Annotated in this window: 7 protein-coding genes and 1 pseudogene; 2 read left to right on the top strand and 6 right to left on the bottom strand. The window is 60.4% G+C overall.

Annotated elements, in window-relative coordinates; all coding sequences use genetic code 11:
- Together DBR24_RS34095 and leuA are read left to right on the top strand one after the other, a co-directional pair.
- Positions 1–115 (top strand): annotated as a pseudogene (locus DBR24_RS34095) (M23 family metallopeptidase); the annotation flags it as partial.
- A gap of 462 nt (positions 116–577) precedes the next feature.
- Complete coding sequence (gene leuA, locus DBR24_RS27655; RefSeq protein WP_123466050.1) at positions 578–2,257, top strand: 2-isopropylmalate synthase; 1,680 nt, start codon at positions 578–580, stop codon at positions 2,255–2,257.
- A 146-nt stretch (positions 2,258–2,403) separates the two neighbouring features.
- On the opposite strand, the gene DBR24_RS27650 is transcribed toward leuA, so the two are convergent.
- The 6 genes from DBR24_RS27650 to DBR24_RS34090 all read right to left on the bottom strand — a co-directional run.
- Complete coding sequence (locus DBR24_RS27650; RefSeq protein WP_128616296.1) at positions 2,404–2,802, bottom strand: hypothetical protein; 399 nt, start codon at positions 2,800–2,802, stop codon at positions 2,404–2,406.
- Between the two features lie 81 nt (positions 2,803–2,883).
- Positions 2,884–3,675, bottom strand: a complete 792-nt coding sequence (locus tag DBR24_RS27645) for an amidohydrolase (protein WP_128616295.1) — start codon at positions 3,673–3,675, stop codon at positions 2,884–2,886.
- A complete protein-coding gene (locus tag DBR24_RS27640; protein ID WP_128616294.1) occupies positions 3,663–4,811 on the bottom strand; it encodes a pyridoxal phosphate-dependent aminotransferase in 1,149 nt (382 codons plus the stop codon). Before DBR24_RS27640 ends, DBR24_RS27645 begins: the two co-directional genes overlap by 13 nt.
- A 152-nt stretch (positions 4,812–4,963) precedes the next feature.
- Positions 4,964–6,436 (bottom strand): ribosome biogenesis GTPase Der, encoded by a 1,473-nt coding sequence (gene der / locus DBR24_RS27635; RefSeq protein WP_123466043.1) that lies wholly within the window; start codon positions 6,434–6,436, stop codon positions 4,964–4,966.
- Positions 6,437–6,649: 213 nt separating this feature from the next.
- Positions 6,650–7,801 (bottom strand): outer membrane protein assembly factor BamB, encoded by a 1,152-nt coding sequence (gene bamB / locus DBR24_RS27630; protein ID WP_123466041.1) that lies wholly within the window; start codon positions 7,799–7,801, stop codon positions 6,650–6,652.
- Positions 7,794–8,075 (bottom strand): tetratricopeptide repeat protein (locus tag DBR24_RS34090; RefSeq protein WP_256591906.1); only part of this gene is annotated, 282 nt, incomplete at its 5' end. The genes DBR24_RS34090 and bamB, both read right to left, overlap by 8 nt.

Raw genomic sequence — 8,075 nt, 5'->3', positions numbered from 1 at the left:
GGTCGGTAAGGTGGGCTCGACCGGGCGGGCGACCGGGCCGCACATGCACTGGAATGTCAGCCTGAACGATGCGCGGGTGGACCCGGCGATTTTCATTGGCGCGTTCCAGCCTTAAACATTTGAATGGGCTGATGGCCTCTTCGCGAGCAAGCTCGCTCCCACAAGGATATGTGCATGAACACGATCCGATGTGGGAGCGAGCTTGCTCGCGAAAGCGGCCTGTGAAACACACTCATACCTGCCAACGCTCCACAATCCTCGATTGCGCCCCAATCTAGCCTCACGCAAACATCAACAAGATCTACCGCCTTAAGCGCAATAAAATCCTGCAAAACCCCAATTTCAGAGTATTCCTCTCAATTTTTTTCGACTGCTTGCCATCCTCTCCCCTCGCGGTTAGGGTTTAAGGCATGAAAACCTCTCACACCCTTATTCAGCTTCGCCAGCACCGCAGCCTGTGCCTCGTCAGCGCACGACTGCCGGGCTGAATCGCTGCGCCTCGTCCCACGCTTTTCCAAGAACTTTTGTTCCACCGGCAGGCCGCCTCTTTTCGGCCCAGACAATAAGGAATTTCCCGATGAGCATGCTCAAAGATCCGTCTTCGAAATACCGCGCGTTCCCCGTCATCAACTTGCCGGATCGCACCTGGCCGTCGAAAACCATCGACGCCGCGCCGATCTGGTGCAGCTCCGACCTGCGTGACGGTAACCAGTCGTTGATCGAGCCGATGGACGCGGTGAAGAAGCTGCGCTTCTGGAAGACCCTGGTTCAGGTGGGTGTGAAGGAAATCGAAGCCTCGTTCCCGGCGGCTTCGCAAACCGACTTCGACTTCGTGCGTACCCTGATCGAAGAAGGCCACATCCCGGACGACACCACCATCCAGGTGTTGACCCAGGGCCGTGAAGACCTGATCGAGCGCACCTTCGAATCCCTGCGCGGGGCGAAGAAAGCCATCGTTCACTTGTACAACGCCACCTCGCCGTCCTTCCGTCGCATCGTCTTCAACCAGGACAAGGACGGTATCAAGGCCATCGCCGTGAACGCCGCCAAGCTGTTCGTCAAATACGCAGCCATGCAGCCGGACACCGAGTGGACCTTCGAGTACTCGCCGGAAACCTTCAGCGCCACCGAGCTGGAATTCGCCAAGGAAGTCTGCGATGCAGTGATCGAGGTCTGGAACCCGACGCCTGAGCACAAGATGATCCTCAACCTGCCGGCCACCGTCGAATGCGCGACCCCGAACGTCTACGCCGACCAGATCGAATGGTTTGGCCGCAACATCAACCGTCGTGACAGCGTGATCATCAGCCTGCACACCCACAACGACCGTGGCACCGGCGTCGCCGCCACCGAGCTGGGCCTGATGGCCGGCGCGGATCGCGTCGAAGGCTGCCTGTTCGGCAACGGCGAGCGTACCGGTAACGTCGACCTCGTCACCGTGGCCCTGAACATGTACACCCAGGGCGTCGACCCTGAGCTGGACTTCTCCGACATCGACGGCGTGCGCAAAGTCGTCGAAGAGTGCAACCAGATTCAGGTGCACCCACGTCACCCGTACGTGGGCGATCTGGTCCACACCGCATTCTCCGGCTCGCACCAGGACGCGATCCGCAAGGGCTTCGCCCAGCAGCAACCGGACACCCTGTGGGAAGTGCCGTACCTGCCGATCGACCCGGCCGACATCGGCCGCAGCTACGAGGCGGTGATTCGCGTCAACAGCCAGTCGGGCAAGGGCGGTATCGCTTACTTGCTGGAGCAGGAATACGGCATCAGCCTGCCACGTCGCATGCAGATCGAGTTCAGCCAGGTCGTGCAGCGTGAAACCGATCGCCTGGGCCTTGAGATGACCGCCAAGCAGATCCACTCGCTGTTGATCAGCGAATACCTGCAAGCCAACACCCCGTACGCACTGGTCAGCCATCGCCTGCAGGAAGAAAACGGCAACAGCGCCGTCGAAGTGGAAGTGGCGAGCAAGGGTCAGGGCGAAACCAACCTGCACTGGCGCGGCAAGGGCAACGGTGCGCTGGAAGCACTGGTGGCCGGCTTGCCGATTCCGGTGGAAATCATGGACTACAACGAACACGCCATCGGCGCGGGGACCAACGCCAAGGCAGCGGCCTACATCGAATTGCGGGTGAACGGCGAGCGTGCGGTACACGGCGTGGGCATTGATGAAAACATCACCACGGCCAGCTTCAAGGCCCTGTTCAGCGCGCTGAACCGCTCGTTGAGCCAGCCGGAAGCGAAAGCGGCTTAAGCCTTCGCTGAAATACACAAGGCCCCGGGGTGCGAACCTCGGGGCCTTTTTTTGCCTGGTGCCTTTACGCTGACTTCAGTGGCCTCTTCGTGGCGGTGCGACGTTTCGACTTGCCCGCGAAAAAGCCAGATCAAGCGAGAAAAATCTCAGGCGTGCACATCGACACTCAACATTGCCTGCAACAAGGTCGCCTGCAGCACTTGAATGTTGCTGGCCGTCACGGCGATCTGTGTCTGGATTTCCATCACCTGCTGAGCCTTTTGCTCCGCGCTGGCGTTGCCGCGCTCGCTGCTGGCCAACTGAGCCTGCTGCTCGGCCAACAACTTCTGCGCCTCGGCGATCTGCTTTTTCAGGGCTTCGATCGGACTGCCAGCATCGCCGACTGAAGCGATGTTGGCATCTGCGCTGTTTACGCGCAGCTCACCGTCACCATTGGCATCGGTAGCGTTCAACGGGTTGGCGGTTTGCTCTTGCGGGTCGCGGATCAACACTTTTGACGGCGTAACCGGATAGGGATTGACGGCGGTGGCGCTGATGCTGGTCATTGGAAAATCCTCCTTGGCTGATCTTCCTATCGGCAAACAGCGCCAAACCTGAACGCAATTGTATGAGTGTTCATACAAACCTCAGATGAACTCGAAGGTGTCCGCGTCCAGATTTGCCGGAAAGCGCTCGCGATAAGCCGCCAGCGGCGCGGCTTCCAGTACGGCCTTGAACACACCGTCGGCCTCCCCTGCCGCCAGTAACATTTCGCCCTGGAAATCCAGGACCTGACTGTCGCCGGTGTAAGCGAAGCCCTTGCCGTCGGTGCCGACACGATTCACCGCCGCCACGTAACAGAGGTTTTCGATGGCCCGCGCCGGCAACAGGCGATTCCAGTGCAGACGCCGAGCCCCCGGCCAGTTGGCGGTGTACAGCAGCAAGTCAGTGTCCTGCGCATCACGGCTCCACACCGGGAAGCGCAGGTCGTAACAAATCAGCGGCCGTATCCGCCAGCCCTTGAGTTCGAACTGCACCTGGCGTTCGCCGGGGGTGTAGTGGTTGTGCTCGCCGGCCATGCGGAACAGGTGACGCTTGTCGTAATGCAGCACTTCACCGTCCGGCCGCGCCCACAACAAGCGGTTGCGATGGCTGCCGTCGGCCGCCTGAATGATCACGCTGCCGGTGATCACGGCATTGAACTTCGCCGCCTGCACCCGCAGCCATTTGCTGGTCGGGCCATTTTCGGCTTCGGCGAGGGTCGCGGACTCCATGGAGAAACCGGTGGTAAACATCTCCGGCAGAATGATCAGATCCGCACCGCGCGCCTGTTCCAGCAACTGCTCGAAATGCTCGAGATTGGCCTGGCGATCGTGCCACGCCAGACTGGTCTGGATCAGCGCCAGATTGAGATCGGGTAACGCACTCAGATCGCGCATAGTTTTGCCGCTGCTTCGCGCAGCGTCTCCTCGCGTTTGGCGAAGCACAGACGCACGAGGCGCTGGCCTTCGGGTGGATTCTGGTAGAACACCGACACTGGAATACTCGCCACACCGTGCTCGCGGGTCATCCACATGGCCATCTCGACGTCATTCAGGTCGGGGCGGATCTGCGAGTAATCGACCAGTTGAAAATAGGTGCCGGTGACCCGGGTAAAGCTGAAGCGCGACGGCGCCAGCAGATCGCAGAACAGATCGCGCTTGGCCTGATAGAAGCCCGGCAATTGCTCGACGTGCTCGGGATGCTCGGCCATGTAATCGGCCAGGGCATATTGCAGCGGCGTCACACCGCAGAAACTGACGTACTGGTGCACCTTGCGCAGTTCGGCGGTCAGCGCCGGGGGAGCGACCACATAGCCAGTCTTCCAGCCGGTCACGTGGTAAGTCTTGCCGAACGAGCTGACGACGAAGGCGCGCTGATACAGCTCCTCATGGGCCAGTACGCTGACATGCGGCACGCCGTCGAACACCAGGTGTTCATAGACTTCGTCGCTGATCAGGTAGATGTCGCGCCCCCGGATCAGGGCCGCCAGCTGGTCGAGCTCGGCACGGCTGATCAGTGCGCCGCTGGGGTTGTGCGGGGTGTTGAGAACGATCATTTTCGTGCGCGGACTCAGGGCCGTGGCGAGCTTGTCGAAATCAATGGAGAAATCGTCCGGGCTCAGTTGCACATGCACGCAACGGCCACCTGCCAGCTCCGTCGCCGGCTCGTAGCTGTCGTAGCACGGGTCGAAGACGATGACTTCGTCGCCGCTGTGGATAATTGCCTGAATCGCACAGAAGATCGCCTGGGTCGCGCCCGGTGTGACGGTCACTTCGTGGTCGGCATCGACGTTAACCCCGTAACTGCGGGCAATCTTCGCAGCTATCTGCTGACGCAACGCCGGCAGACCGGTCATGGGTGAATACTGGTTATGGCCGCCCGCAACGTGCCGAGCCACCGCGTCGCGCAGGGATTGCGGGCCGTCGAAATCAGGGAACCCCTGGGAAAGGTTGATGGCCCCGGTTTGCGCCGCGAGCTGAGACATCTGCGTGAAAATCGTGATGCCGACATTCGGCAGCTTACTGGTGATCATCGGAAGCCCCTTGCAGGTGAATTGCAAGTTTCAAGCGTCAAGCTGCAAGCTGCAAGCAAAAACCCGCGCCCACAAAAAAGGGCTTCATACGAAGCCCTCTCTGCTTTATCGCTTTTACTTGAAGCTTGCAGCTCGAAACTTGAAGCTGCTTTTTACTTCTTGTCGCGACGCTTCTTGCTGGCTTTCTTGTTGTGCGACATCAAACGACGCTTCTTGTTGACCTGACGGTCGGTCAGCGTGTTCTTGTTGCCTTCGTACGGGTTCTCGCCACCCTTGAACTCGATGCGGATCGGCGTACCGACCAGCTTCAGCACACGACGGTAGGTGTTTTCCAGATAGCGCACGTAGGACTTCGGCACTTTCTCGATCTGGTTACCGTGGATCACGATGATCGGCGGGTTAGCCCCCCCCAGGTGAGCGTAACGCAGCTTGATCCGGCGGCTGTTGACCATCGGCGGCTGGTGCTCGCTGACCGCGTCTTCAAGGATCTGGGTCAGGCGGCTCGTCGGCCAGCGGGTGACCGCCGACTTGAACGAGTTCTGCACCGAAGCGTAGAGGTTGCCCACGCCGGTACCGTGCAGCGCCGAGATGAAGTGGATGTCGGCGAAGTCGACGAAGAACAGGCGACGCTGCAGCTCGACCTTCACAAAGTCGCGCTCGCTCGGCGTCATGCCGTCCCACTTGTTGATCGCGATCACCAGCGCCCGACCGGCTTCAAGGGCGAAGCCCAGCAGGTTGAGGTCGTGATCGACCACGCCTTCGCGGGCGTCCATCACGAAGATCACCACGTTGGCGTCTTTGATCGCCTGCAGGGTTTTGACCACGGAGAATTTTTCGACTTCTTCGTGGATCTTGCCGCGCTTGCGCACACCGGCGGTGTCGATCAGCGTGTACTTCTCTTCATTCCGTTCGAACGGGATGTAGATACTGTCGCGGGTGGTGCCGGGCTGGTCATAGACGATCACCCGGTCTTCACCGAGCATGCGGTTGACCAGGGTCGATTTACCCACGTTCGGACGACCGATGATGGCGATCTTGATCCCGTCTTTTTCGCTCGGGCCAGGAATGCGCTTGGCTTCCTCGCCTTCGGCAACGATCTCTTCCTCTTCGCCTTCCTGCGGCTCGTCATCGTCACGCGGGAAATCGCTCAGAGCGGCTTCCAGCAACTGCGTGATACCACGGCCGTGAGCACCGGCGATCGGGATCGCGTGGCCCATGCCCAGCGGGGCGAACTCGGCGCGAGCCATTTCCGGGTCGATGTTGTCGACCTTGTTGGCCACCACGTGGGAACGCTTGTTACGTTTGCGCAGGTGTTCGGCGATCATCTGGTCGGCGGCGGTGAAACCAGCCTTGGCATCTACCAGGAACAGAACAACATCTGCCTCTTCGATGGCCAGCAGCGACTGCTCGGCCATTTTTTCGTCCATACCATGTTCGTCACCGGAGATACCGCCGGTGTCGATCAGAATGTAGGAACGCCCTTGCCACTTGGCCTCACCGTACTGGCGATCACGGGTCAGACCGGACAAGTCGCCGACAATAGCGTCGCGAGTCCTGGTCAGGCGGTTGAACAAGGTGGATTTGCCGACGTTCGGTCGGCCCACCAGGGCGATTACGGGAACCATGCGGCTCTCCACTTCGTTATTTCAGAAAATACAAAAGCCGCTGCGAGGCAGCGGCTGGTGCTCGGGGCAACACTGTGGGAGCGGGCTTGCTCGCGAAAAACGCTAACAGCACCGCGTTTATTCAGGCTGTACGCGTCATCGTTGACGCCCTTCGCGAGCAGGCTCGCTCCTACCAGTGAAGCTGCCTGGGGGTGTTAACCCCAAGCATAGTTCTTACTTGATGGTCAGGGCTTCCAGTTTGCCGCTGTTGCCATACACATAAATCGTGTCACCCACCACCAGCGGACGGGCACGCAGGCCGTCGCTGTCGATGCGCTCACGGCCGACGAAACGACCGTCAACCTGACTCAGCAGGTGCAGATAACCTTCCAGGTCACCTACCGCAACATAGCTGGAGAACACTTCCGGAGCCGACAGTTGACGACGAGCCAGCGAATCGTTGCTCCACAGCGCGGTGGTGGAACGCTCGTCGACGCCTTCAACGGTGCCCGAGGACAGGCTCACGTAAACGCTGCCGAAACCTTGGGCAATACCGGCATAGCTCGACGCATCGCGCTGCCAGAGTTGACGGCCGCTTTCCAGATCCAGTGCCGCCACGCGACCCTGATAGCTGGCCACGTACAGGGTGCCGCCGGACAGCAGCAGGCCGCCGTCGATGTCGACCACGCGCTCCAGTTCCGAACGACCCTGTGGAATCGCGATCCGTTGTTCCCAGACCGGCACGCCGTTGGAAATATCCAGCGCGACCACTTTACCGGTGGACAGACCTGCCACCGCGAGGCGGTTGGTCACCAGCGGTGCACTGGTGCCACGCAGGGTCAGCACGGCCGGGGTGCTGTCATACACCCAGCGTTGCGTACCGGTGGCAGCATCCAGACCGATCAGACGATCGTCCTGGGTCTGCACGACTACGACGTCACCGTTGTTGGCCGGCGGTGCGAGGACTTCACTGGTCACGCGCGCGCGCCATTTCTCTTCACCGTTGCTGGTGTCCAGAGCGACGACTTCGCCACGCAGCGTACCGATCAGCACCAGACCGTAACCAACGCCGACAGCGCCGGAGACAGGCAGATCAAGATCCTGCTTCCATTTCACGTCGCCATTGCCGCGATCCATGGCCATCACCACGCCGGTTACATCGGCGGCGTAGATGGTGTCACCGTCGATCGCCGGTACCAGCATGTTGTAGGTTTCGCCCTGACCGTCACCGATCGAACGACTCCACTGCTTGTGCAGAACCACTTCTTCTTTGAAGTCGGTCAGCTCGGCCGGTGGCAATTCTTTTTTGCTGTTGCTGCTGCAACCCGCGGCCAACAAGGCCAGAGCCAGCAATGCTGCATGCTTCCAACGGATCACGTCACGCATCCCCTTTGGCCAGGTCGTCGAGCTTGATTTGAAGGCCACCGACCGCCGCTTCATCCGACAGTGCTGCCTTGGCTTTTTGATACGCCTTGTTCGCGTCATCGGTACGGCCCAACTGCACCAGCAGGTCGCCCTTGAGTTCTTCGCGAGTGGCCAGGAACGCTTTGTCGGCGTCGCCGTCGAGCAGTTTCAGGGCGTCTTCGGCCTTGTTCTGCGCGCCGAACACCTGCGCCAGACGCTGACGGGCGATTTCGCCCAGCGCCGGGTTGGCCGGTTT

It is taken from the genome of Pseudomonas sp. HMWF006 (genome assembly GCF_003061205.1).
Lineage (GTDB): Bacteria > Pseudomonadota > Gammaproteobacteria > Pseudomonadales > Pseudomonadaceae > Aquipseudomonas > Aquipseudomonas monsensis.
Note: the sequence above shows the minus strand (reverse complement) of the source record. Positions and strands in the feature narration are given on the sequence as shown.